At 43.2% G+C, this 26,976-nt stretch carries 20 protein-coding genes; 18 read left to right on the top strand and 2 right to left on the bottom strand.

The genetic code is table 11. From position 1 onward, the window contains the following. The first annotated feature begins 45 nt into the window (after nucleotides 1-45). From ACEN9X_RS02315 to ACEN9X_RS02275, 9 genes are read left to right on the top strand one after another with little or no spacing between them, the layout of a single operon-like run. A complete protein-coding gene (locus tag ACEN9X_RS02315) occupies nucleotides 46-2,448 on the top strand; it encodes a GumC family protein (RefSeq protein ID WP_413668870.1) in 2,403 nt (800 codons plus the stop codon). A 46-nt stretch (nucleotides 2,449-2,494) separates the two neighbouring features. Beyond that, entirely contained in the window at nucleotides 2,495-3,856 is a 1,362-nt protein-coding gene (locus ACEN9X_RS02310) for a lipopolysaccharide biosynthesis protein (RefSeq protein WP_413668869.1), read from the top strand. Between the two features lie 11 nt (nucleotides 3,857-3,867). Further along, nucleotides 3,868-4,524 (top strand): acyltransferase, encoded by a 657-nt coding sequence (locus ACEN9X_RS02305; RefSeq protein WP_413668868.1) that lies wholly within the window; start codon nucleotides 3,868-3,870, stop codon nucleotides 4,522-4,524. Beyond that, a complete protein-coding gene (locus ACEN9X_RS02300; protein WP_413668867.1) occupies nucleotides 4,512-5,786 on the top strand; it encodes a hypothetical protein in 1,275 nt (424 codons plus the stop codon). Before ACEN9X_RS02305 ends, ACEN9X_RS02300 begins: the two co-directional genes overlap by 13 nt. A 12-nt stretch (nucleotides 5,787-5,798) precedes the next feature. Further along, on the top strand, nucleotides 5,799-6,569 hold the full coding sequence (locus ACEN9X_RS02295; protein WP_413668866.1) for a glycosyltransferase family 2 protein: 771 nt from the start codon (nucleotides 5,799-5,801) through the stop codon (nucleotides 6,567-6,569). A gap of 3 nt (nucleotides 6,570-6,572) precedes the next feature. Continuing rightward, the gene (locus ACEN9X_RS02290) at nucleotides 6,573-7,871 is read left to right on the top strand and encodes a glycosyltransferase family 4 protein (RefSeq protein ID WP_413668865.1); all 1,299 of its coding nucleotides are present in this window, start codon (nucleotides 6,573-6,575) and stop codon (nucleotides 7,869-7,871) included. Between the two features lie 16 nt (nucleotides 7,872-7,887). Further along, nucleotides 7,888-9,045, top strand: a complete 1,158-nt coding sequence (locus ACEN9X_RS02285) for a glycosyltransferase family 4 protein (RefSeq protein WP_413668864.1) — start codon at nucleotides 7,888-7,890, stop codon at nucleotides 9,043-9,045. After that, complete coding sequence (locus ACEN9X_RS02280; RefSeq protein ID WP_121230009.1) at nucleotides 8,996-9,712, top strand: DapH/DapD/GlmU-related protein; 717 nt, start codon at nucleotides 8,996-8,998, stop codon at nucleotides 9,710-9,712. Before ACEN9X_RS02285 ends, ACEN9X_RS02280 begins: the two co-directional genes overlap by 50 nt. Before the next feature lie 48 nt (nucleotides 9,713-9,760). Next, a complete protein-coding gene (locus ACEN9X_RS02275; RefSeq protein WP_413668863.1) occupies nucleotides 9,761-10,336 on the top strand; it encodes an acyltransferase in 576 nt (191 codons plus the stop codon). Between the two features lie 3 nt (nucleotides 10,337-10,339). On the opposite strand, the gene ACEN9X_RS02270 is transcribed toward ACEN9X_RS02275, so the two are convergent. Next, a complete protein-coding gene (locus ACEN9X_RS02270) occupies nucleotides 10,340-11,005 on the bottom strand; it encodes an acyltransferase (RefSeq protein WP_413668862.1) in 666 nt (221 codons plus the stop codon). A gap of 365 nt (nucleotides 11,006-11,370) precedes the next feature. Between ACEN9X_RS02270 and ACEN9X_RS02265 the strand changes: the two genes are divergently transcribed. The 9 genes from ACEN9X_RS02265 to ACEN9X_RS02225 all read left to right on the top strand — a co-directional run bounded on the left by ACEN9X_RS02265 (nucleotide 11,371) and on the right by ACEN9X_RS02225 (nucleotide 24,166). Beyond that, a complete protein-coding gene (locus ACEN9X_RS02265; protein WP_413668861.1) occupies nucleotides 11,371-12,531 on the top strand; it encodes a DUF1972 domain-containing protein in 1,161 nt (386 codons plus the stop codon). A gap of 75 nt (nucleotides 12,532-12,606) precedes the next feature. Continuing rightward, nucleotides 12,607-13,365: a polysaccharide biosynthesis/export family protein gene (locus ACEN9X_RS02260; protein ID WP_167667876.1), complete on the top strand. Its 759-nt coding sequence runs from the start codon at nucleotides 12,607-12,609 to the stop codon at nucleotides 13,363-13,365. A gap of 370 nt (nucleotides 13,366-13,735) precedes the next feature. Continuing rightward, nucleotides 13,736-14,329 carry an RNA polymerase sigma-70 factor gene (locus ACEN9X_RS02255; RefSeq protein WP_413668860.1) on the top strand — a complete coding sequence of 198 codons (594 nt, stop codon included), beginning with the start codon at nucleotides 13,736-13,738 and terminating at the stop codon, nucleotides 14,327-14,329. Nucleotides 14,330-14,400: 71 nt separating this feature from the next. Next, nucleotides 14,401-15,369 (top strand): FecR family protein, encoded by a 969-nt coding sequence (locus ACEN9X_RS02250; protein WP_413668859.1) that lies wholly within the window; start codon nucleotides 14,401-14,403, stop codon nucleotides 15,367-15,369. Nucleotides 15,370-15,628: 259 nt separating this feature from the next. Continuing rightward, nucleotides 15,629-18,970 carry a TonB-dependent receptor gene (locus ACEN9X_RS02245; RefSeq protein WP_413668858.1) on the top strand — a complete coding sequence of 1,114 codons (3,342 nt, stop codon included), beginning with the start codon at nucleotides 15,629-15,631 and terminating at the stop codon, nucleotides 18,968-18,970. 11 nt (nucleotides 18,971-18,981) lie between these two features. After that, nucleotides 18,982-20,607, top strand: a complete 1,626-nt coding sequence (locus ACEN9X_RS02240; RefSeq protein WP_413668857.1) for a RagB/SusD family nutrient uptake outer membrane protein — start codon at nucleotides 18,982-18,984, stop codon at nucleotides 20,605-20,607. Between the two features lie 44 nt (nucleotides 20,608-20,651). Beyond that, nucleotides 20,652-21,788 carry a SusE domain-containing protein gene (locus tag ACEN9X_RS02235; RefSeq protein WP_413668856.1) on the top strand — a complete coding sequence of 379 codons (1,137 nt, stop codon included), beginning with the start codon at nucleotides 20,652-20,654 and terminating at the stop codon, nucleotides 21,786-21,788. 55 nt (nucleotides 21,789-21,843) lie between these two features. Then, entirely contained in the window at nucleotides 21,844-23,001 is a 1,158-nt protein-coding gene (locus tag ACEN9X_RS02230; RefSeq protein WP_413668855.1) for a glycoside hydrolase family 76 protein, read from the top strand. A 97-nt stretch (nucleotides 23,002-23,098) separates the two neighbouring features. Next, a complete protein-coding gene (locus tag ACEN9X_RS02225) occupies nucleotides 23,099-24,166 on the top strand; it encodes a glycoside hydrolase family 76 protein (RefSeq protein WP_413668854.1) in 1,068 nt (355 codons plus the stop codon). A gap of 103 nt (nucleotides 24,167-24,269) precedes the next feature. Here the strand turns inward: ACEN9X_RS02225 and ACEN9X_RS02220 are convergent, their stop codons facing one another. Further along, nucleotides 24,270-26,945, bottom strand: a complete 2,676-nt coding sequence (locus ACEN9X_RS02220) for a glycoside hydrolase family 2 TIM barrel-domain containing protein (RefSeq protein WP_413668853.1) — start codon at nucleotides 26,943-26,945, stop codon at nucleotides 24,270-24,272. Nucleotides 26,946-26,976 lie beyond the last annotated feature (31 nt).

The raw sequence follows: 26,976 nt of genomic DNA, 5'->3' as shown, positions 1-26,976 counted from the left end.
CTGATAGCTTTATCATGATTATTGGCATTTTAATAAAATGTTGATATGGATAAATTGGACCTTTTAGCTGACAAGCTCGATTTCGTGTACAAAAAGGAGGAAGCTCCAGGCGATGTCCGCAGTCTTATTGCCATCTGCCTTAATTACTGGTATCTCTTCTGCATTGGTATAGTGGTGTGCATTGTTGCTACTTTTGTATACATCCAGTACGAGCCAAGTAAATGGAACATCAGCAGCAAAATTATTGTTGAGGACGAAAAAAACTCGCCTACCAAAGCCCTTACCAACGGTGTAAACTCTGATCTGGCCTCTTTGTTTGATATTAAGAGCAATGCCGATAACGAGGTTAAGGTGCTTAAATCGCGCAGCCTCCTTAAGCGGGTGGTGTATCTGCTCGATCTTAATATTCATGTTTATGACAACAATGGCTTCCGCAAAACTGAGGTATTTAACGAAGCGCCTTTTAAAATTAATATCGGCTATAAAACCGATAAACTGGTGCTGGCTAATTATACCTTAGAGGTGCTGAACAGCAATACCTTCAGGCTTACAAATGACAAGGAATCGGAAGGTATCACAGGTACTTTTGATAAGCCGGTAAGTTTACCCCAGTATAACCTTACTTTCCACAAAACGCAGTACTTTAAACCCGACGGCGAATACAAGATCAAGGTTCAAACTCCCAAACAAATTGAAAAGGAGCTCGATGAAAACCTTGGTGTCGGGCTCGACGATAAGCAGGCCACCGTTATTGACCTAAACCTGAGTTACAGTAATCCTGAACGAGGCCGGGTAATACTTCAAAAGCTGATGGACGTTTACCTGCAAAACAACCTGGCCAACAAGATCCGTATTGCCGATAGCACCATGAAGTTTATTGATAAACGCCTGGTAGTTGTTGGTGCAGAGCTGGGTAAGGTTGAAAAGAACCTGGAGCAATACAAGGTTCAGAACAAGATCTCAGATATCAACGCACAATCAAAAGCGCTTATAGAGGGTGCAAATTCCTATCAAAGTAAGCTGAATGATAACGAGGTGCAGCTCGCTATAGCCAATGATCTTTATAAATACGTAAACGATGCCGGCAATCCACAGGTAGTACCAAGCTCGTTAATTACCAAGGATATGGCTTTTGGTACTGCTATAAACGGCTACAATGAAATGCTGCTGCGCAAAGAGCAACTGCGGATGACGCTTACCGATAACAGCGTGATCATCAAAAACCTTGATCAGCAGATTGAACTGGCACGCCAGGCATTGGTAACCAGTTTGAGCAATTACCGCAACAGCCTGAGGGTGTCGCAATCGGCATTTAAAAAGCAGAACGCTACCATTGAAGATAAAATTACAAATGCGCCGGTAAAAGAACGGATCTACCTGGATTATGCCCGCGAACAAAGCCTTAAACAGGACTTGTACCTGTTCCTGTTGCAAAAGCGTGAGGAAACAGCCATATCGCAAACAGCAACACTTTCAAGCTGCCGTATTTTGGATGATGCCGATGCCGACGAAAAACCTTTCGCTCCTAAAAAATCACTATTGTATCTTATTGGCGCAATTGCCGGGATCTGTATCCCGGCAGCTGGGCTTAGTGTTAAAGAGTTGCTGAACACCCGTATCAACACCAAGGCCGATATTGATAAACATACCAGTGTGCCTTTATTTGGCGAGATAAGCCGTGGCGATAAGCGCTCAAAATCGTTGGTTTATAATGATTCCCGCTCAACGGTGGCCGAAGAGATCAGGGCGCTGCGTACCAGTTTAAAGTACGTTACCGATAATAAAAAAGGATCAAACGTGATCATGTTTACCTCAAGCATGAGCGGGGAGGGTAAATCGTTCATTTCGCTTAACCTGGGCAATTCTATAGCGCTTACCGGCAAAAAAGTAGTGTTGCTTGAGCTCGACTTGCGCAAGCCTAAACTGCTCAAAAACATAGGTGGTATGAAGGATGATTATGGTTTTACTAATTATGTAATTTCTCCCGAAGGATGTGTTGACTGCCTGGTTAAACCTTTTGAAAGTAACCCTAATTTCTTCTACATATCATCGGGCCCGGTACCGCCCAATCCGGCCGAGTTGCTGATGGACGACAGGCTTAAAATCCTTATTGAAGACCTTAAGAAAAAGTTTGATTATGTGATCATCGATACTGCCCCGGTTGGCCTGGTATCTGACGCACTCATTATCGAGGAATTTGTTGACGTTACTTTCTATGTGGTACGGCAAAATTATACGCTTAAAACACAGCTGGGCATTGTAAATGATTTGCACCGCACCAAAAAAGCTAAACACATGTACCTGATAGTAAATGATATTGAAATGCGTACCAATACCATTACCGGTTATGGGCATGGCTATGGCAGCTATGGCTACGGGACACCTTACGAAGATAGCAGCAGTAAAGTGGCAGACTGGCTCAGGAAAATAAAAATGAACGTTTGGTAAAATAAGGTTCTTCTTAATCTGCTTTTGAATCCCCTAAACCCATTATATGTTGCAGGTATTAACAGTTGGTATTAACCGGTTTTTTAACAAAGGCCATGAACGCTCGGTAAGGGCGCGGAAAAATATTTTTCGCTCAATAGTGCTTAAGGGCGGCAGCGTGGTTATTACGCTGGTCATGATCCCGCTTACCATCAGGTATGTAAACCCTACTCAATATGGTATCTGGCTTACCCTAAGCTCGCTGATAACCTGGGCGGCTTTGTTTGATATGGGGCTGGGTAATGGCCTGAAAAATCAACTGGCCCAGGCTATAGCCCTTAACGAGCCCGAAAAGGGCCGGGTTTATGTAAGCTCAACCTATGCCATTATGTGTGTGATAGGGATAATCATGTTTGCTGTTTTTTACTTTGTTAACCCCTACATAAAATGGACAAGCATTTTGAATGTCCCCGATGATGGCAGCGGTTATTTGAACAAAATTGTATTGATCATCTTCGGCTTTTTTTGCTTTCAGTTTGTGGTGCAGCTTATTAACACAGTGCTGGCGGCTAACCAGGAGCCGGCCAAAACAGCACAGTTGAATTTTGTCGGGCAGATACTTTCGTTACTGGCCATATTGATATTGATGAAATTGGTGCCAGGTTCATTAACCTGGCTGGTGATGGTGATGGCGGGTGTGCCTTTATTAGTAATGCTTGGGGGAAGTATGCTAATGTTCAAAGGCGATTACAGGTTACTGGCACCCGCCATCAGCGTAGTGAATTTTAAAAGCGCCAGGCAAATGCTTGGCGTTGGCAGCACGTTTTTTATCATTCAGATCTGTGCGCTGGTGATGTACGAGTCGGACAATATTGTTATTACTCAGTTATTTGGGCCAAAGGAGGTAACTGTATTCAATATTGCCTACAAATTATTTTCGGTGGTACTGATGTTTTTTGTGGTGGTGATAACGCCTTTTTGGAGCGCGTTTACAGAGGCTTACACTAAAAACGAGTATGAATGGATCAAAAATACCCTTGCCAAAATAAACAAGCTTTGGCTGGGCCTTAGTTTATGTACAGTAGTGCTCACTGCACTGTCGCCCTGGCTGTATGACGTATGGGTAGGTAAAAGCGTTTCTGTACCGCTGAACCTTTCGATAGCCATGTGCATTTACATTATAACGTTGATATGGCAGGCCATCCATGTGCAGTTTTTAAACGGAATAGGCAAAATCAGATTGCAACTGTACCTGGGGATAGCTACCTCGGTAGTTAATATTCCGCTTTCCATTTTATTGGGAAGGTTGATAGGTGTAGCGGGGATTCCTTTAGCCAATGCCATCATTTTTGTGGTGATGGGGATAGTTTTTTCTACTCAAACTAACAAAATCATTAACCGTAAAGCAACGGGTGTTTTTAACCGGTAAGGAGAAGCAAAATGGGACTAAGTTATATCATCAGAAAATTTTACCGGGCTTTGAGAGTGGTGTATTTCAGGTCGGCTCGTAGCTATTCGCATTTGGTAACTACGTTTAAATTCTGGTTAAACGGGGTTGAGTATCACAAAGATTTCACCGGTTATGGTATTCCCATTCTTGATATTAACATGCAAGGGAAGTTTAGTATAGGCAAAAACTTCTGGTTTAACAGCGGCAAGTATCACGCTATGGGAGGCAGGCAACAGCAATGCTATTTTGTAGTGGCAGCCGGTGGTGAGCTAAGTATTGGCGACTATGTGGGCTGTACTTCTGTGGCGTTCATTTGCCACGATAAGATCAAGATCGGCAATCATGTGAAGATCGGCATCAATACGGTAATCTACGATACCGATTTCCATTCGCTGTACGCCGAAGCCCGAAACGATATTCCCGAACGCCTGGATGGTTTGCGTACTAAACCGGTTATCATTAAAGACGGAGCTTTTATAGGCGGTCATACCACCATATTGAAAGGGGTAACCATCGGCAAAAATTCGATAGTTGGGGCTGGTTCGGTAGTTTTTCAGAGCATACCTGATGAGCAGATCTGGGCGGGAAACCCGGCAGTTTATGTACGTGATACTTATAAAATGGAGTTGGAAACATGCAGCAGGTAAATCAAACCGTTTACGCCCTTTTGTTTCTGGTAATGGTGCTGGCATCATTCTTTCACATGCAGGCGCCTGTACTTGGCCTTGCCTTGCTCATTATTTTGCCGCCGGTTAAACACCAGTTTGCTGTAATAAAAATGGCCGGAGTGTTTGTGGTGTTATTTGTACCCGCGCTGTTGGGCTTGATAGCAGGATATCAGAATAGTACTTATCTTATTTTTAAGGATTTCTATTATTTCTCAATACCAATATTATTTGTGCTGGCAGGCATTGTGCTGGCCCGCCGCATTGAAGTTGAGCTGTTTTTGAAAACGCTTGTTATAGCAGGTGTATTGGTATCATTCCTTGTAACGGGAATTTCCATTTCATATATGGGGGTAGGTGCGTTAACCGATCCATATTCGGCCCATTATGCTATTGGTATTGTGGGTACACCCGCGCCGCCAATTGCTTTTGCGTGTTTATTATTTACCTGGAAGTTTGATATCAGGTTGTTCCGGCGCAATTTGTTCAGGCTGTTTTTGGGCGTCAACGCCTTTGGTATCTATATGTTTGCCTCGCGAACCTATCTCATCATCACCCTGTGCTTTATGCTGCTGCTTATCGCCGACAGGATAAAACGGGTGTGGATTTTCCCAATTATATTCCTGCTTGGATTATTTGTTATTGTGGTGCCATTTATTACCGTAAGTGTAAGCTCAGATAGTACCTTCCTTAACAAAATCATGGGCTCGTTTAACGAAGTGAGCGTGGGGAACTTTAATACCGAGCAGGATATTAACCTCCGCTACCGCGGTTATGAATCATTCATGGCTTTTAAAGGCTACCTGGATGGCGGGCTGCGCGATTGGATTTTCGGCGGCCTCGGCAAGCTTATCGACCTCAAAACATTTGTACATCTTGGCGAAGATGCCGATTTTCAATATATCCCGGTTTTGCATAACGGATGGCTTTATATTCTTGTAAAAACAGGTGCCGTTGGTGTGCTGGTTTATATGAGTATTTTTTTGGGTTTGATTGCAACCAAATGGCGTTCATACGCGGATGTGAAGGGCAAGCCGGTTATCCGGATTTTTTCGGCTTTTATTATCGGGTGTGTGTTGAGTTTGCTGCTCACCAATTATATCGTAACTGCCTTTTTCAATATGGAAATGAGCGTAGTAATGGTATTGCTTGGCTACAGCTACCTGAATGTACATGTATTGATGCATCAATTAAAAACAAGGCAACAGTTTACAGAATTTCAGTTGGCTGGCTTAAATGTTTAACGAGGATAGGATATGGAGCAAATTTATAACTCACAAAAAGTAACCATTATTACGGTAGTTTATAATGCCGTAAATACCATTGAAGGCACTATAGAGAGCGTTCTTAATCAAACCTATAAAAACTTAGAATACATCATTGTTGATGGCGGATCAACTGATGGCACATTGCAGATCATTGAAAAATACAGGAATAGGATTGACCGGTTTATCAGTGAGCCTGATAAAGGCATTGGCGACGGATTTAATAAAGGAATCTCCATGGCCTCGGGCGAGTGGATAGGTATGATCAATGCCGACGATTGGTACGCAGAAAACGCTGTAGAAAGTATCATGCAGCATATTTCAAAAGACGATTTTGTGTGTTGTGGCAATATCAGGTTGATAGGCGGTAACGGAACAGAGCGGGATAAAAAAAGCAAGGTAGGCTGGCTCAATTTCGGCATGTATGTGATGCATCCGAGTTGTTTTGTGCGCAGAGGAGTATACCGAAACGTAGGTAATTATGATATCGGGCTCAGGATAGCTATGGATTTTGATATGTTTTTACGTATCAAAAGATTTGGTTATAACATAAAATACATCGACAAGGTAATTGCCTACATGCGTACCGATGGTGTAAGTAATGACACCGCTAAAATGCATCGCGAAGAACTAAAGGTGATGCGCAGGCATTTGCATGGTATCAATTACATGCTCTCGTACCTGTTTAATTACCTTAACCGCTTACGCTGGCGTTTTTTTTATAAAGATCCGTTCAGGAAACCGATGAGTTTACAGGCATAAGCTATGAATAAAAATATACTTATATCCGCATATGCAATATCGCCCAGTAAAGGTTCTGAATATGGTGCCGCCTGGAATACGGTTATGAACCTTTCCACAAGGCACAAATTATGGGTGTTGTATGGCATGTCCGACGATCATATGGGCGATACGCAAACCATGCGCAAATATCTGTCAGAAAACAGGATCGCTAATGTAAGTTTCATTGAGGTACAGCCTGGCTTTATCGCAAAAACAATTAACCTGCTTAACAAAGTGGGTTTAGGCTGGTTCTTTTATTTCGCCTATTATTTGTGGCAAAAGGAAGCATATAAAGCAGCCCAAAAACTATTGGAAACTGTTGATATTGACGTGGTGCATCAACTTGGGCCCATAGGCTACCGCGAACCGGGCTTTTTATACAAGTTGGGTAAGCCAACCGTTTGGGGACCGATAGGTGGGATGATGGTTATTGATGAGCGCCTGATGCAAAATAAGCCGCTGGCTACCAAGGTAAAATTCATGCTGAAGAATATTATCAACAAAATACAGCTTGGTCATTCAACGCGGATAAAGAAAGCATTTGAACAAGTCGATGTATTGATCTCGGCAACTAAAACCGGACAGCAAACCATCATGAACAGGTTTGATCGTGATAGTTATTACCTGTCTGAGCAGGGGATCATAGGCGAAATGTCATTGAACCAAACGAAGTTTAACAGTGATATAGTGCAATTGATATGGTGTGGCACCCATATCGAACGTAAAAACCTGCAGCTTTGTCTTGACGCTCTCTCGCTGGTAGAAAATAATAATTGGGTGCTTAATGTGCTGGGTACCGGGCCGCTTACCGGTAAACTAAAGCAGTATGCCGCCAAACTGGGTTTGCAGGATAAAATTATATGGCATGGGCAGTTAAAACGAACCGAAGCCATGAGTATGATGGCTGCATCTCACCTGCACATCATTACCAGCATAGCGGAGGATAACCCGGCCGTGGTTTTTGAAGCCATGAGCTGTGGCGTTCCTTCGCTTACTATTGACCATCATGGTATGGGCGATGTCATCTGTAAGAAAAACGGTATTAAGATACCGGTTGGTGAGTACACTTTTATGATAAGAAGCATTGCGGAAAACCTTGATGATGTGTTTGCTAAACCTCAGTTTTTGCGGGATTTGGCTCAATCTACAATTGATTATGCTGCGGCGTTTAAGTGGGATAAAAGGTTAGATACCCTGGATGATATTTATACCAGGGCTATCAGATTGCGGGAGCAAAGTACCGCCTGCCTGGTAGCAAATGAAAACTTAATTGCTTTATGATATGAGGGGACAGGATATGAAGATACGGTTAGGGATAGATGCCAAATGGTATTTCGATGGCCCGCCGAGTGGGCACATGGTGGTGAAAAACCTGGTGGATGAAATTATCCGTACTGGTGATGATCGTTTTGAGGTATGTCTTTTCCTTGTTAATAAAAGTAAGACTAAAGCCCAATCTCATTTTCCGGCACAGGTAAAACTGATTTTTTTACCGGGAATCCCAAACCTGTTATCAAACCTGTTCCTGGTGCCGCTAATGACATTGATATACAATATCGATGTTGTGCTGTTTCAGAATTTTGGCAGTGCATGGCCGGCCAGGGCTTTGAAAATAGCCTATATTCATGATGTGCTGTTTCTTGATTATCCGCAATATTACACCAAAGCCGAGGCTACTTATTTTAAGCAGATGATCCGTTTTGCAACTAAGGCCGATCAGATCATCACCATATCTGAGTGCGAAAAAAACCGCATGCAGAAGCATGGTATAAATGCCCCGTTAGGGATCAATGTGGTTTATCACGGAATTAACAAGGCGTTTAAACCGCTTCATGCGTATAATGAAAATGATATTCTAACCATCCAAGCGAAATATAATCTGCCAAAAAATTACCTGCTGTATGTCGGTCGGGTAAATATCCGCAAAAACCTTATTGGTTTGGTTAAGGCATTAAACCTGTTGAAAAATTTTGATCTGATGTTGGTTATTGCCGGTGAGCGCGGTAACTATCCTGAGCTTGATGAATATGTAACCTCAAAACAGCTTTGGGACCGCATAATTTTTACCGGCCATGTACCCGAGGCCGACCTGCATTTGCTTTATGCGCGGGCAAAAGTATTTTGTTTTCCGTCATATGCAGAAGGTTTTGGTTTGCCACCACTTGAGGCTATGCAATGCGGTGTACCGGTTGTAGTTTCAGACAGAACGGCTATGCCCGAGGTATGCGGAACTGCCGTTCTTTATGCTAATCCGGATGATGAAAGTGAGATTGCTCTTGAAATAGAATTGCTTTTAACCGACCCGGCTTTGTACCATGAAAAGGTAAACCAGGGCATTGCCCAGGCACGCAAATTTTCATGGACAAAAGCTGCAAACGAAATATTAACCTTAATTACTGAGGCTTATGCTGGTAGAGAAAATTATTCGGAAGCTCAAGCGCAACCCCGATTATAAATGGGAAAGCAAGTATACCTTCAGAGATATGGGGGTAATATTATCGGGCAGGTTTGGCCAGATAATGCGGGGCGGATATACCCGCCTGTTTCTGAAACATGTTGAAGGCCTGCTTTTTATAGGTCGGAATGTAAAAATAAGGCATGCTTACCTTTTTTCGGCCGGTAAAAACCTGATCATCGAGGATAATGTATTCATCAATGCGCTTTCATACGATGGTATAATGGTAAAAGATAATGTATCCATTGCCCGCAATTGCACCCTGGTAGGTACCGGAATTATATCGCAAAAAGGTAAAGGCATAAGCATAGGCAATAACACGGGCATCAATGCCGGTGCTTATCTTGGCGGGCAGGGCGGCATTGAAATTGGGGATAATGTGATCATTGGTCCGGGGGTACAGGTGTTTTCTGAAAATCATAATTTCTCGGATCTCAATACGAATATTAAAGATCAGGGCGTATCCCGTGACGGAGTGATCATCAAAAACGATTGCTGGATAGGGGCCGGGGCTATCATTTTAGCCGGGGTTACTATAGGCAATGGGTGTGTGATAGCCGCCGGGAGCGTGGTAACCCGGTCGGTTGATAATGATTCGGTAGTGGCTGGTGTGCCGGGGAAAGTTTTGAAAAACCGTAAAGTGATTAGCGTAGGGAAGGTAGCATAGAACAATAAAGAATTTCGATTCAACATGAATATAACCGAACAAAATATAATGCATATATCAACAGACGAAGCGCCGGCTGTTGTGGCAACATCATTTGATAAATTAAAAGGTTCTTTTATCTATATGATCTGTGGTGTAATCGGCTATCTCCCTTTTCATACCCTGCGGATCTTTTGTTTACGTATGCTGAAAGCAAAAGTAGGTAAGCGTACCGGTATTTATAGAGGATTTGAAGTGAGGCGTCCGCGGCTTTTAACCATTGGCAATAGTTCAGTTATTGGTCACGGGGCATTGCTTGATGCGCGTTGCGGTTTAACTATCGGTAATAATGTTAACCTGAGTAACGAGGTGATGATCTGGACCTTACATCATGATTATAATGATAGTAATTTTGCGCAAACCGGAGCCCCGGTTACTATTGGCAACTATGCCTGGATCTGTTCGCGGGCTGTGATTTTACCCGGAGTTACCATCGGCGAGGGGGCAGTTGTTGCCGCCGGAGCTGTTGTTACCCGCGATGTTGCATCATACACGGTAGTTGGCGGGGTACCTGCTAAAGTTATCGCCAAACGAAATGAAAATTTGAACTACGACTTGGGCGACGCCATTTTGCCAATTATCTGACTTTTAATATTTCCAGGTAATATTTTCTTTGAGCACCCGCATTGGGTTACCGCCAAAAATGCTTTTCTCGCCAACCAGTTTCTTGGTAACTAAGGACCCAGCTGCAATAATGCTTCCGTTGGGTAAATTAGCTCCTTTCAAAATGGTGCAGCGGCAACCCACCCAAACATTATCGCCAATAACAACTTCTTTGGGGTGATTAAAAACCTGGCCGTTTTCATCAAAAATGTGATGGAAATCGGTATCCATTACCAGGCTTTCCCAGCTTATACCGCTATTATTACCAATGGTGATTTTCTTTTCGGCTACTAATGCACATTCGGTGCTCATGTTAAAGTTTTCGCCAAAAATGAGTTGCCCATTTTCGCCCACGTTTATTTTGCAGCCATGCATAATGAAGGCACGGCCGTTAAAAACCACTTCGCCAAATACCTGCCAAACGCCCCGGGCCCTTTTAAAATCGGAGATGCCAACTTTACCGTAGCCAATTTGTATCAGCGCCGTTTTGATGGGGCCGTTTATGGTAACCTTTCCCTTGGTTTCGTGCAGGTAAATATTGTTCGAAATTAAAACGGGTAGTTTTATGGCCGTTTTAAAAGGAAAATATTTGAAATTAAAAACAATGCTTTTCAGGTTGATCCGCGAAAGTAGTTTCAGTGTTTTGCTCATTACTAATAAGGTTTAAATAACTGCGAGCTTATTTAAATATATACAATTACCACTTCATTCGCATCCCGCATGTTTGTTAAATTTTAAACTCATGATTTTAATTTGCAGTGGGCTAAAGATACATAAAATGTCTGTTAAATAATAATCGTAAAATATTATTATTTGTAAATTATTATTTTATCGCTGTTTGTTTTGTTCACATCTGTTCATCCCGTTCATTCCGTTCATATGCCTTCTTAAAGCACAAAAATCGGGTTTTTGTGCGTAATATTAGTCATTCATTAGCTCGGGTACTTGTTTTTAATGCAGGTATTAAAGCTGATGTATTTTTAATTAATATTTATATAATATCAAAAATTTGGCTTATGCGGATTGCTATTATCGGAACCAGAGGTATCCCAAATCATTACGGTGGTTTTGAACAATGTGCCGAATACTTATCGGTTGGTTTAGTGAAAAAGGGTTATGAAGTTGTGGTTTACAACTCGCATAATCACCCATACCAGCAAAAGGAATGGAATGGCGTTGAAATACGGCATTGTTATGACCCTGAATGTAAGCTGGGCACCATAGGCCAGTTTTTTTACGACTTAAATTGCATCAGAGATTTACAGAAAAGTAATTTCGATATCATACTGCAGCTGGGGTACACCAGTAGTTCTGTTTGGTCATGGCTTTTCCCGCGTAATTCGGTGGTAACCACCAATATGGATGGGCTGGAATGGAAACGGGCCAAATATTCAAAGCCTGTGCAACGTTTCCTGCATTTTGCCGAAAAGCTTGCTGTAAAATACAGCGACCACCTGATTGCCGATTCGACCGAGATCCAGCGCTATTTGGGTAATAAATATAAAAAGAACGCAACTTTTATACCTTATGGTGCCGAGATGTTTGAAAATCCGGATCCGGCAATACTGAATGACTATGCAATAAAGGCCTATGAATACGATATGCTGATTGCAAGGATGGAACCCGAAAACAGTATTGAAACAATACTTGACGGCGTTGTACGTGCCAATAACGACAGGCCGTTCCTGGTTGTTGGTAATACCGCCAATGATTTTGGTGAATATCTTAAATTGAAATTTGCACTTTTTGATAAAATCAGGTTTGTGGGTGGGGTGTATGATATGGCGAAACTTAATAACCTGCGTTACTACTCTAATTTATATTTCCACGGACATACAGTTGGCGGCACAAACCCTTCTTTACTTGAAGCAATGGCTTCAAGCGGTCTTATTTGCTCGCACGATAATAAATTTAACCGGGCAGTATTAGGTGATGACGCCTTTTATTTTAGTAGCGCAATGGATGTGGCCGAACATTTACGCGCTGTAAATAAGACCGATAATGCATATGAACACTTTTTGGCAAATAATACCAACAAGATAAAAACGGTTTATACCTGCGAAAATATCGTAAACCAATACGCAAGCCACTTCGAAAGCATTAAACTGAGCAAGAAAAAAACTCAGTCAGTACTGCCCGGAAATGTGGAAGTTGCCCTCTATCTCGAAAACGCTTAAACAACAATTCAATTTTATTCCCCCAATTTAAAAATGATCACATGTATTTCCCCCCAGCCATTAAAGTTGGTTTTAATGGCGTTTTTGCTGCTGTGTTTTTTCAGCTCATGCTCCTACAAGCAAAACCAGGCTTTCCTGGAAAGGAAAGACGCAGCATCGCCTATAACAGGCTTCACTGGTAATGCTCAGGTATATAAAATAAAACCGCAGGATGTTTTGCAGGTGCGCAACCTGCAAAACATTAAATACATAGTTGATGACATCCCAACGGGTGCCGGCACGGCTCCTTCATCATCAGGCGGCGGTGCTGCTGCTGTGGGGCAAAGTTATGAAGTGGCCGAAGACGGTACCGTTGCACTGCCGGTGATTGGCCGGGTAAAGGTTGATGGTTTATCAAGGCTGGAGGCTGCCAATAAAATTCAGGACCTCTATGGCAAAAATCTCATCAAAAATCCCATTATTGATGTAAAGATCATCAACCTTAAAGTTACCGTACTCGGCGAAGTAAGGCGTCCCGGTAATTATCAGCTGATAAAAGATAATGCCAGCTTAATAGATATGCTGGGCGAAGCCGGCGGCATTACCGACAAAGGCAATGAAAAGCATGTTAAGGTTGTGCGCGGCGGGATCGTTAATCCGCAGATCATAGAGCTTGATTTGAGTGATGTGGCTTCATTATCAAGCCCGGCCATGATGATGCAAAACAATGATGTTATTTACATTGAGCAAAACAAGAAGTCGTTACGTAATGAAAAATTGCAGAATTTTTCGACTTTAATACAGCCTATATTGCTGCTGCTTAACTCGGCACTTATTATCACGACCATAAAGTAATGCTCTCTTCTTAAGACGCTGTTTGAAATTAATTGTTTTAAAATGTGGAGACGCATCACATGCGTCTCCTGTATGCAAATTTCTGGAGTTAATGATTGAAACGGCTTATGCTACGGGAGACGCATGTGATGCGTCTCTACATAAAAACTACTCAAACAACATTCATAAATTTTAAGCATCTTCTAAAACCTTTCAATGCCTGGCTATAGTTGCCAGGCGTTTTTTGTTTAAGACAATTGAATCAATGAACTGACAAAAAATATCGGTAGGTTAGCCATGTTTGCTGATGAGTGATATCAAAAGTTTTTTTATTTAAAAATTTTCTTGTAAATATGCCCCACCAATCAGTAAACCGTTTTACCGCCCGCTTATGCTCCACGACAAGGAATATCAAATGTGGCCTGATGCCCGGTTATTGGAGCAGTTAAGGCTTGATGACCGTAAGGCATTTGAAATTCTGTACCATAAATATTCGTCGAAGTTGTTTTATGCGGCCTATAATCTTTTCAGGGATAAAGATGTTTGTGAAGATCTGGTGCAGGAATTATTTATTGATCTGTGGACAAAGCGCAGCCAATTAAATATCACCTCGCTTGAGGCTTATCTCAAAGTAGCGATCAGGCATCGCGTGTTATTTTATCTGCGCACTAAAAAGGCCTCTGTAGATCTCACCGTGATTGAAACACTGGTCGAAAAATATTCGGCCGATAGCAAGTTGTTCCAGGATGATATTACTCATTTACTGGATGATGGCGTAGCGCAACTCCCCGAAAAATGCCGGCAGATCTTTACCCTGAGCCGTAAGGAATATCTCAGCAATAAAGAAATAGCCGCCCGGCTAAACATCTCCATCAAAACCGTCGAAAACCAGATCACTATCGCTTTACGGTATCTGCGTACCGGTTTAACAGACTATCTGCCATCGGTAGTAGCGCTGTTGTTGCTGCATATGTTCGGAAAATAAACCCTCGCCAAAAAATATTTTCAATTGCTTTGGGGGGGATCACGGTTTATCGCATCCTGCAGTTATAAACCATGGCAAAGTTCCCTTTCAGAAAAAAACATTCCGGTGCAAATGACAGGCATTTGCAGGAAGAACTTGTAAACAAGTATTTCGATGAGCTTGATCTCCGCAGCGTACAAAACGAAGCCGGGGACGAAGTGGAATTTAATGCCGATGGCGTATATAGCAGGATCAATGCCGCTTTAGATAATGCAGAGAAGAAAAACCCTGGTAAATCCAAAACATGGATGGTTGCAGCCTCGCTTCTTGCTGGTTTGTGCATTTCGGTAACGGCAGCTTATCATTACCGTTATGCCCTGCTTGACCGGTTGGATCCTATCGCCAGTAAGCAATTGGTTGCAGCTAACGGGCAAACCGTAAACGTCACCCTTGCCGATGGTACCAAAATATGGTTAAACGCGGGCAGTAAACTTACCTATCCTGAAACTTTTCGTGGTGAAAAACGCGAGATCAGGCTTGAGGGTGAAGCTTTTTTGGATGTGGCCCATGACCCGGCCAAAGCCTTCATCATCCATACCGGAAAAGTACGCACCCAGGTATTGGGTACCAGCTTTAATATCAAAGCCTACGCTAACGAAAGTTTTATTAAGGTTGATGTTTTAAGCGGAAAAGTAGGGGTGGTTACCCCTGCGGGTAAGGCGAAAAGTACAACAACGTTTTTAACCCCTGCTGAAGAAGTTGTTTTTGATAAGAATAAGCTATCTGTAACAAAGAATGCACAGGTAGATGTGAATGCACTAAGCAGCTGGAAAGATGGCGAACTGGTATTTAAAAACGCGGCGCTGCCCGAAGTGCTCAACACCATTAACCGCCACTTTAACGTAACTGTAAAAGCCGATGTTAACCTGGCGCGTTGTTCGATTACAGCCAATTTTACTAATGTTTCGCTGGAGAATATCATGAAGATCATATCGAAACTGGTAAAAGGCAAAGCCATGCAAAAAGGTTCGGCTTATCAGCTAAAAGGCCGGGGTTGTTAACGCTAAAACCAATTAATAAAAAGAGATAAACCAATTATCAGTTAACCTAAATACAAGCTATGATAACATAATTACATTAAAAAACCCTGCTCAAAAGGGATTTTGACAGGGTTAAACTAAAATGCCGGGTTATTAATAAGTGCAGCGTTTAGAGGTCCAATTCAGAACGAAGCACTTGAATTTCAAACACTTTAATTTTCTCAAATCTATGAATATATCTCTATTTTCAAATGGAGTAATTCGTCATGTATTAATATTAATGAAAATTACCTCGCTTGCCTGCTTTGTGGTTTGCCTCATGTGCTTTACGGCCGTGGCAAACAACACGTTCGGGCAAAAATTTCTGGAGGTATCGGTTACGCTCAAGCTCAAAAATGCCAAACTAACCGATGCGCTGGATAAGATCTCGAACGAAAAGCATATCAAATTTGCCTACGCCGATAATGTACTTAAACCTACTTATGTTGTAAGCCTTAAGGTTAAAGACAAAAGTATCAGGGAAGTACTCGACCAGGTGCTAACGCCCTTTAATCTCAGCTATAAGATCATCGACGATGTTATAGTTATTGATGAAAAGCCTGAGATTGAAAGCAATACGGGAGGGATTGAGCATGGTCCCAGGCAACCCATCAAAGTTAAAGGTAAAGTTACGGACGAGAACAACTTAGTTATACCCGGCGCAAGCGTACGGGTAAAAGGTACCACCATAGGCACAGTAACCGATATTAATGGTAATTATACCATTGATGTGCCTGATGCCAATAGTACCCTTGTATTTAACTTTATAGGCTATGCAGCTAAGGAGCAGTCTATTGGTAATGAGGCTACTATAAATGTACAATTGGTTCCCGAACGCACTTCGCTTAACGAGGTAGTGGTGGTGGGTTACGGTACCCAGCGACGTACAAATGTTATAGGCGCGGTTGACCAGGTAAGTGCCAAAGCTATCGAGTCAAAACCTTCAATCAATCTTACCCAGGCGTTGCAGGGTACATCGCCCAACCTTATTATACAGCAAACCAGCTCCGAGCCCGGAGCTTATGCCAATGTGAACATTCGTGGGGTAAGTACGCTTAATGATAACACACCGCTGGTAGTTATTGATGGTATCACTGGTGGTGATATCAACCTGCTTAACCCTCTGGATATCGAAAGTGTTTCGGTATTGAAAGATGCCGGATCGGCGGCTATTTATGGTTCGCGCTCGGCAAATGGGGTTATTTTGGTTACCACCAAAAAAGGTAAAAATAACTCGCGTACTACCGTAAATTATAACGGACAGGCTGGTATCCAGTCGCCACATGTGGGTTATAAGCCTGTACATAGCTATGAAAATGCCATTTTGCGTAACGAGGCTATGGTTAACGCCGGTTTGCAGCCAATTTATAGTCCGCAGGATATCAGGAACTTTCAACAACAGGGCGATCAGCAATGGTTTTTGGATGCTATTTTAAAAGATTCGTGGCAGCAAAGTCATAACCTGAGCTTAACAGGCGGTAATGCTACCACCTCGTTCCTGGTATCGGCCGGGGTGACCGATCAGCGCAGCAATCTTGTTGGGCCTGACTATGGTTTAAGGCGTTATAACTACCGCATGAACTTAACCAGCAACTACGGTAAGTTAAAGCTCACAAGTATCCTTGCCTACTCGCGTTCTGAGATCAGAGAGCACTCCTACAATACAGGCACTTTAATTGTTGATGCAGGCCGTACCCCAACCTATTATAAAATTAAGGACGACCAGGGTCGATACCTCACCAATGATGTACTGACCGAATTTAACCCGTTGGGCATCCTGGAACAGGGCGGTTACCGTACTCACGACGATGACAACCTGCTGGGTAACTTAAATGCCGAACTATCGGTTACCAAAGATTTTAAACTGAAGGCTGTTTTTGGCGGCAGGTTATTGTCCGATCACCAGTTTACCCGCGTTAAGCAGGTGAATTTTTATCCATCCGGAACTTATGGGGCAGATCGTAACACTAATGATGATAATAACAAAACCTTGTTCACCAATACGCAGTTACTGGCCGAGTTTGCCAAAACTTTCAACAAATCGCACAATGTTGATGTATTGGTAGGTGTGGCTAACGAATCTACCACGGCTAAGCAAAACAGCATCCACCTTAAATATACCGATCCAGAGTTGGGAACACCAACTACCGGTACAATTATTGATCCGGCTACTTCATCAGCATCTAATAATGGGACTACCGAAACAAGTCTTAACTCGTTATTTGGCAGGGCAAACTATTCGTACCAAAACAAGTATTACGGTGAGTTTGATTTTCGTTTAGACGCTTCATCAAAATTTGCACCTCAAAACCGCGGTGCTTTCTTCCCGTCGGTATCGGGTGGCTACCGCCTTACCGAAGAGCGGTTTATGCAAAACTATCGTAACAATATCGGCGATCTGAAATTGCGTGCATCATACGGTATTTTGGGTAACCAAAGCGTTAGCGATTACCAGTACCTGCGCACTTACGGCCCCTTCCAAAATGCTTATGGCTTTAACAACTCGGGCGTGGGTGGCACGGCCATATCCTTTGCCAATCCCGATTTGCGCTGGGAACGTGCTGCAACACTCAATATCGGTGTTGATGCCGGTTTCCTGAAAAATAGTTTAACTGTAGCTATCGACTATTTTAATAAAACCACCCGCGATATCCTGCTGCCGCCTATTGTGCCGGGAACGTTTGGTGCCGGGTTGCCAAGCTACAATGCAGGTAAAGTACAAAACCACGGCTGGGAGCTAACAGTTAACTACTACCTCACTACGCAAAACTTTAAACACTCTTTTAGCTTCAACGTGGCCGACAGCAAAAACAAGGTGCTTTACCTTGAGGGTGGCGATCAGCTGAAAAGTTACGATGAGATGCAGGTGATCAATCGCGTAGGCTTGCCTATAGGCTCATATGTAGCTTTAAAACGTGATGGTTATTTTCAAAATCTTGACGATATTAAAAACGGCCCTAAGCCAACCGGTTTAACCGTATCTCCGGGCGACAACCGTTATGTGGATGTTAATGGCGACGGCGTAATTGATGATAACGACAAATTTGTTTTCGGTAGCCCGTTCCCCCGTTTAACTTTTGGGTTTACTTATAATGTAAGTTATAAGGGGTTTGATTTTAACCTGTTTTTACAAGGCGTTGGTAAACGCAGCATGTTTATCCGTGGTGAGCAGGTTGAACCTTTTCACGTAAACTATTCGCAGGTTATCTATCAGCACGAGCTTGATTTTTGGACACCTCAAAACCCGGATGCCCGTTTCCCGAGGCTTGCGGCCAGCGGCAGTCAATCAAACGAAAACAACTTCAGGCGTGGCTCAGATATGTATTTGTTTGATGGCAAGTATCTGCGCGTAAAGAATGTACAGGTAGGTTATACACTTCCCAATGCATGGGCAAAATTGCTGGGTTTACAAAAATTGAGGGCTTATGTATCAGGCCAAAACCTGCTTACGTTTTCGGGCGTGAAGTTTATCGACCCAGAATCGACAGAGTTTAACAGTAACCTGGGGGCCGGTGGCGCTAACAGCGCACGGTCTTACCCAACGCCCATTTACTACGGTTTTGGTTTAGATGTAACCCTATAATACTATCCATCATGAAAAAATATTCGACATATAAAACCGCCTTTTTAGTATTACTGGCCAGTTTATCGGCCTGTAAAAAACTCGATCTGGCGCCAACCAATAAGTTCACCGACAGCAATTTCTGGACAACCACCGAAAAGGCCGATGCGGTACTTAATACAGCCTATTCGCAAATGTTCAGCAACGACTATTTCTTTTATAATGAAGGAGCGTCGGATAATGCCTATAATGGTCGCGGAGATAACCAGGGTGCGGCCTCGCTTGCCGCAGGTACTTATGACCCATCATTGGGGCGCATCAAACAGGAGTGGGGTTTCCATTACAGCGGTATAAAAACCTGTAATATCTTTTTAGAGAATGTAGACAGGGTAACCGCTATGGATGCAACGCTGAAAGCCCGCATGAAAGCCGAAGCAAGGTTTATCCGTGCTTTCCATTACTTTATGCTTGAAACCTGGTGGGGCGATGTGCCTTTGTTTGATAAAGACATCAGCATTGACCAATCAAAAAGCATTGCCCGTACCCCGAAAGCACAGGTTGTTGATTTTGTGCTGAAAGAGCTTGATGCCGCCGCAACTGATTTACCGGTTAATACCGCTTATAAAGATGCCGACAGAGGTCGGATCACCAAAGGTGCTGCTATAGCCTTAAAAGCAAGAGTGCTGCTGTATGAAAGCCGTTGGCAAGACGTAGCTACCACCTGCGAAAAGTTGATGAATGATAACAGTAACGGTACCTACAGTCTTTTTCCATCATACGAGGGTTTGTTTTTACCACAAAATGAATATAACAGTGAGGTGATCTTCGATCTGGAGTTTGTTCCGGATGTGCGCACATACAGTAACTTTTTTGATATGGCCCCGCTTGCCGTTGGAGCTCGTTTAAATGCCCTTGCCCCAACCCAGGAACTGGTTGACAGCTACCTGATGGAAAACGGTAAAAAGATCACCGATGCGGGTTCCGGTTATGACGAAAACAATCCCTATGTAAACCGCGATCCAAGGCTTACTAATACGGTTGTGTACAATGGTTATAAATGGAAAAAGCCGGATAACAACGTTCAGGTTATTTATACCAAACCAGGCGATGATCCGGGCGCTACCAAGCCTGACGAATATGCACCGGGCAAAGTAAGCTCGCCTACTGCTTATTATACCCGTAAATATTACGACCCTGCATCTGCCGTGAATTTTCAATCAGCTTTAAACCTCATCCTTATCCGCTATGCCGATGTACTGCTCATGTATGCCGAGGCAAAAAATGAGCTTGGCCAGTTGGATGCCGGTGTTTGGGATAAAACCATCAAAGCGCTGCGCACCCGTGCCGGCTTTACCGATGCCCCTGCATTAAATTTCGCAGCCGGCAGCCAAACCGATTTAAGGGAGATAGTTCGTAACGAACGCCGCGTAGAATTGGCTATGGAAGGCCTGCGGGTGTTTGATATCCGCCGCTGGCACACTGCCGAAACTGTACTGAACGGTTGGGCTCACGGAGCCAAATATGGCCCTGCATCTGTTGATAATGGTTACATCAGGGCTAACCTGCGCACTTTTGACAAGGGGAAAAACTACCTCTGGCCAATCCCACGCGATGAGCGTGCCGTTGACCCTAACCTCACTCAAAACCCCGGCTGGTAAATCAATAATTATTTATAAAAAAGACATTATAATCAATTGCGATCATGAAAAATATTACATACTGCCTTATGGCAGGCATCATAACCATTTTAATGGTAACAGGCTGTAAAAAGGACAAAACCTTACAGCATACACAGGTATCGGCAGTAAATAACCTGTTTGCTCCTGCAAATAACAAATTCATCCAATTGGAGCCGGTAACCGGTTCTGCTACCTTTGAATGGGCCGAAGCGCATGCGGAAGATAATGGATTGGTTTTGTATGAAGTAGCTTTTGATAAAGAAAGTGGCGATTTTTCAAAACCGATCTACACCATTCCTTCAGATGCTAATGGTTTGTACAACAAACTGACCATCTCCTATAAAGACCTGAACAAAGTGGCCGATCTGGCCGGGATCCAGCCGCAGGCTACCGGTAAATTGAAATGGACTGTAATGTCGTCAAAAGGTATTAATGTGGTCAAAGCAACAGTATCAAGCATTATTGAAGTGCAACGTGCTGCAGGCTTTACCGATATTCCTGCTGATCTGTACCTGACCGGTTCTGCTACCGAGGGCGGCGAAGACTTAAGTAAGGCTGTGCACTTTAAGCAAACCGCCGCCGGTGTATTTGAAGCCTGGACATCATTAAAAGCGGGTACTTATCATTTTGCTGAGCGTAACACAGGCACGCCTGCTACCTATTCTATCGATGGCGTTAAACTTTTAAAAGATGGTAATACTACTGTAACCGGGGCAACCAAGGTTGAACGTATTGTGGTTGACTTTACTTCGGCCTCAGCCGCGATAACCGAAGTGACAGAAGTTGGTTTATGGTTTGCTGCCGATAATAAAGTTTGGTTTCCGATCCCTTACAAAGCAGGTGGTAAATGGGAAATTGATAATGCTTCTATCGTTTTCCACCAGGAGTCATGGGGTAGGGATGAGCGTTATAAATTCCGCTTTACGTTTAAAGACGCCGCAGGTAATAGCTCAATACAGTTTTATGGCAGCAAAAACTCAGATAATAGCCGCCCGGATGCTAATACGGCCAAATCATTCTGGTACATGGTGCCGGTTAACAATTCGCAGTATGATTTCTGCTTTAAGTTTACCGGGGCTGCCGATAATCACAATGCAGATATCGTGGTTGATTTTAGTGCTGATGCGGCTGCCTATACCCATAGTGTTACTGTAAAATAATTAATGATTAGCACCTGTCGCCTTACCGGCGGCAGGTTCACAATAAATATATTTTATGAAAAATAAAGTATTCAGAAAATTAGCTGCCATTGCCCTCACAGGAGGGCTGGTAGCAAGCTTTTCATCGTGTCTAAAGGATAAACCTTTCCCACTGTATGGCAACAAGGCCTCGGCAAAGGTGGAATATAAATACGCTGAAACAGCCGACTCCTTACAGGAAAAAACATATACCACATTTCTATCGGCAAACGGAAGTTATTTTGTGGCTAACAATGCCGGCAGTACTACTTTTAATTACTGGCCAAATGCCCATACGCTTGATGTTTTTACGGATGCCTATCTGCGTAGCAAAAATGATATTTACAAGCAAAGGATGAGCTCGCTTTTAGCCGGGATAAAAACCACTAACGGTGGTCTTTCCAATAATTTTTATGATGATATGGAATGGTTGTCGTTGGCTGTGCTGAGGGCTAATAGTGCCACAAATGATGCCGCTTATTTAACCGCAGCGCATACGCTTTGGGCAGATATCCAAACCGGCGAAAACAATAACCAGGGAGGTGGTATAGCCTGGCGCAAAAATCAGCTGGATTATAAAAATACACCAGCCAACGCTCCGGCCATCATTTTTGCTGCACGTTTATATGCGCTGGAAAAAAATGAGGCCGACCTCGCGACAGCAAAACGCCTGTACACCTGGCTAAAGAAAACCCTGCTTGATCCATCTGGCATTATCTGGGATGGTATAAACGCCAATGGCGATGGGCAAATCAGCAAATGGAAGTTCACTTACAACCAGGGGGTATTTATTGGTGCTGCTTTGGAGCTTTATCACGTCACCAAAGATGCCGCCTACCTTACAGATGCTGTAAATACAGCTAATGCAACCATTAATGACACCGATATTTCGCCGGGCGGAATCCTGAAGTCGGAAGGGCAGGGCGATGGTGGTTTATTTAAAGGGATCCTGATCAGGTATCTGACATTATTGGCCCTTGATCCGGATGTTGCTGAAACAGATAAAAGTAAGTTTATCAGCTTCCTGAAATTTAATGCCGAAACACTCTACACGGCGGGGATCGAACGGCCATCGCTGATGATAAGTCCCGATTGGAAAAAACAACCATCTGGTACAACCGATTTAACTACGCAACTAAGCGGTGTAATGATGGTTGAAGCTGCCGCAACGCTGAAAGCTGCAGGCAAATTTTAAAAAACGGTTTTGTAACAATAAAAGCCATAAAAGTAGTTGAATACTTTTATGGCTTATTTTAGTATTTAAATTATACCTGTCTCAAATACAATTATCTATGAAAATTAAACTTATCGTCCTGCTTTGTATTATCACAGCTTTTAGTACGAGAGCCCAAACACCTAACTACAAGGAGCGGATAAAGATCATCAATCAAAACATCAACGCCTATTTTGCTGATACAAAAAGCGGCCTGTATCTCGAAACTACTGATTCTGCCGAGAATAAAGGCAACCATTCGTTTTTATGGCCGCTTTGTGCTTTAGTACAGGCTGCTAATGAGATGGAAGTGCTTGAACCTTCAAAGCAATATCTTAAACCGGTTATGATTGCTATTCAGCAGTATTATTCTCCTCGCTCACCCGCCCCGGCTTACCAGGCCATGGTAGCAAAAGAAAAACAGGATTCACGGTTTTATGATGATAACGAGTGGGTAGCTATCGCTTTAATGGATGCCTATAACCGTACCCATAATAAGCAATATCTGGAAACCTCAAAAATGATCTATCGGTTTTTATTAACCGGTTATACCAATGAAGCAGGCGGCGGTTTTTATTGGGAAGAGGGTAATCTGAAAAGTAAAAACACCTGCTCAAATGGTCCGGGGATATTAGTGGCTTTACAGTTATATAAAGCGACAGGGCGCAAACAATATCTGGACACCGCATTGCTGGCCTATAACTGGACAAATAAAAACTTACAGGCACCATCAGGATTGTTTTATGATAATATTAAGGTGCCGTCGTTAAAGATTGATTCAGCTATTTATACCTATAATGCAGGCACAATGCTGCAAGCCAATGTGCTGCTTTATAACATCACCCACGACAAAAAATATTTGATTGAAGCCCGCCGCATCGCCAAAGCTTCTGAACAATATTTTTACCGCAACAACAGGTTGCCGGGCAACTACTGGTTCAATGCTGTTTTACTTCGCGGTTACCAGGAACTATACCGTGTTGATAAGGACAAAAAGCAATTCCGGTTTTTTGTTGACGACGCCAACCGCACCTGGCAGCAGGAACGGGATGATAAAAACCTGCTTGGCCCTCATCGTATCAAAAGCCTGATTGACCAGGCAGCTATGATTGAAATTTATGCGAGGTTGGAGGAGATGGGAGGGTAAAAGAATGTCATTGCGTGCGTAGCGCGGCGATCTCGCAGCCATACGGAGCGGATGCGCTTGTGTGCAATTTCCACGCTACGCTTGCAATGATATTTTTATCTTTTTAATAAACCTTCCTCACCTGTAGCCCATTTAGTATCGCCTGCCCGGTTATTGTTTTAAAGCTGATCGTAATCCCATCACCACCAACACTAACCGGAATTTTAGTTGAATAAGCCTTCAGCGGTTCAAGGTAATTGCTGTTGCTTAGCCCTTCAATAACGGTTTGTCCGTTGATGAGCACATCAAAGCTCCGCGCCGCAGCGGTTTGTTTTTGGGTTGAATTATTGAGGTTATAAACCAACTGCGGCGAATTATCATTAGTAGTTAGCTCAGCAAAATGTAGAGTAACTTCATATTTACCGGCAGGTACATCCAGTTTAAAATCACTTAAACCTACGCGTTGTGTTTGATAAATGGGATCGTAATTGGTTTCGAGAATGTTTTTGTTTGAGCCATAAGGCAATTGACCGTTTTTACCGAGAGTAAATATCTCACCGCCTACATAGCCCCAGCTGCCTTTAGTATAGGGTTGCTCCGGTACCCAAACCTGGTGCAGCTTATCATCAACCAATTGTCGCCTGTCACCAAGGCTCACGTTAAGCTCGGTAAATGGTGTTTGCAGATTGTTCAGATCATGCGGGATGAGGTTAAAATCAACCGCCATAAAATCTTCCTGAATATCACCTTCGCCGGCTGTTGCTTTAAGTGTGTTTTTGCCTGATGTAAAAGGAACAGTAAAAGTGGCCATGCCATCCTGAACGGTTTTACTTTCCTGCAGCTTACCATTGAGCCATAGTTTTACCTGCGGCTGGTTGCTGTACACATTTACCGGTTGTAAACAAACATTGTTTTCATCAGCGTTACCGGCTTTGAGTGCGCTTGTGCCTATTTTGATAAAAGGTTGTCTGAGCAAATTAGCCTGGTAAAAAAAGTATGCTTCTTTAGGCTGGCGATCATTAGTTAACAAACCTTTGGTATTGATATGCGGTGTAGCTTCCTGCCTTTGTTCGGCATTAAAATCAACAAGGTTCCAGATAGCACCGCCGGCTACAAATGGCAGCTTATTGATACGTTCGAGATAGTACCGGTGATACTTTACTTCGTACTCAACAGTTTTGTCAAAGCGCTCCGGATCGACGCTGTGCAGGCGGCTATCGGCATCGGCCCCAAACTCGGTGATGATCATAGGTTTGGTTGGCAGCATCTGGTGGTGTTTCTCCAAAAACTTATCCAGTCCGGCAAAATCTTTAGCATACCAGCCGTAGTACAGGTTCCAGCCAACAATTTGCGGCACAGCAGCTAAGCCTGTATTATAATACCTGTCGAAATCGCCATGGCAGGGGATCATGGTATAACGCGACGGATCTTCCTTACGGGTGAGGCTATCTATTTGTTTGGCCAGGTTAACCAGGTTCACAAAATATTTCTTCTGTTCATCCGATCCTGATTTATATCGCGGAACGATCTCTACCTCGTTCATATAAGCCCATATGATGATGCTTGGATGATTAAAATTCTGGTGGATCATTTCCAACTGCATGTGTTTGGCATTGTCGGCAAAGGCAGCGGTTTCGGTGATCCGGTTAACCTCGGGAGTTTCTACCGATGCCAGGATTCCCAACCTGTCGCAAGCCTCCAATACTGATGGATCCTGCGGATAATGTGCTATGCGGATAAAATTTGCGCCCATCGCTTTCAGTAATTCCATATCATGGATATTAATGGCATCGGGTATGGCATTAGCCATTCCCTGGAAGTCCTGGTGACGGTTAGTACCTATCAGCTTAACCGGGTTCCCGTTTAAAAAGAACCCTTTATCGGCATCAAAACTAAACCACCTAAAACCAAACGCACTGCTGCTTCCATCCAGTTGCTGCCCGCTTGAAGCATCAATGATCTTTGAAACCACATGATACAAATAAGGCGCTTCCGGCGACCATAAATGCGGATTGGCGACTATTTGCTTCTGGCTAAACGCAATCTTAGCACCGGCAGTTAAACCAAGCGCACTTTGTATTTTTGCGACAACTTTACCATCAGCATCAACTAATTCACTTATAACCTTAACTTTAGTTTTTTTTGCTGACAGATTATTTACAGTCCCTTCAATCAGCAATTCCCCTTTTTGAGCACTTACTGAAGGCGTTTTTATTCGGATACCGGGCGAAGCCAGTTCATTATCAAATGCTATCTGGTTTGAGGCCACGATATATACATCGCGGTAAACACCTCCGTAAAAGGTAAAATCTGCATCAAGCGGCGGAATATCTTCGTTGTGGCTATTATCCAGTTTTACCATGATTTCGTTTGCCGTTAAGCTATCTTTTGCAAAAGGCTTTAAATATGTATTAACAGGGATATTGAACGCAGTGTAACCGCCGGTATGCTTACCGGCAAGCTTACCGTTTACATATACTTCGGCTACTTCATTGGCCCCTTCAAAAAAGAGAGAAAGCTGCTTATCCTTCCATTGTGCGGGTAGGTAGATGGTCTTTTTATACCAACCTATGCCACGGTAATATCCAGGTTCGTCGTCGTTAGCATCGGTAGTGTTCCAACTGTGCGGCAAACTGATCTTTTGCCAGGCCGATGCATCCGTTGTTGCAGCGGGCAAACCGGCAATATCTCCTTTATGGAAGGCCCAGTTGGTATTGATACTTTGTTTAATAGTAGTTTGCGCGAAAATTAAAGTGCTGAAAAGGCACAGGATAAGGGAAACAGTGATTTTTTTGAGCATCTGGCAGATCGGTTTTAAAAGGTAGCGGCTA

The sequence above is a fragment of the Mucilaginibacter sp. Mucisp86 genome, assembly GCF_047324315.1.
Taxonomy (GTDB): domain Bacteria; phylum Bacteroidota; class Bacteroidia; order Sphingobacteriales; family Sphingobacteriaceae; genus Mucilaginibacter.
The sequence above is the reverse complement of the archived record's forward strand: the minus strand, read 5'-3'. Positions and strand labels throughout refer to the sequence as shown.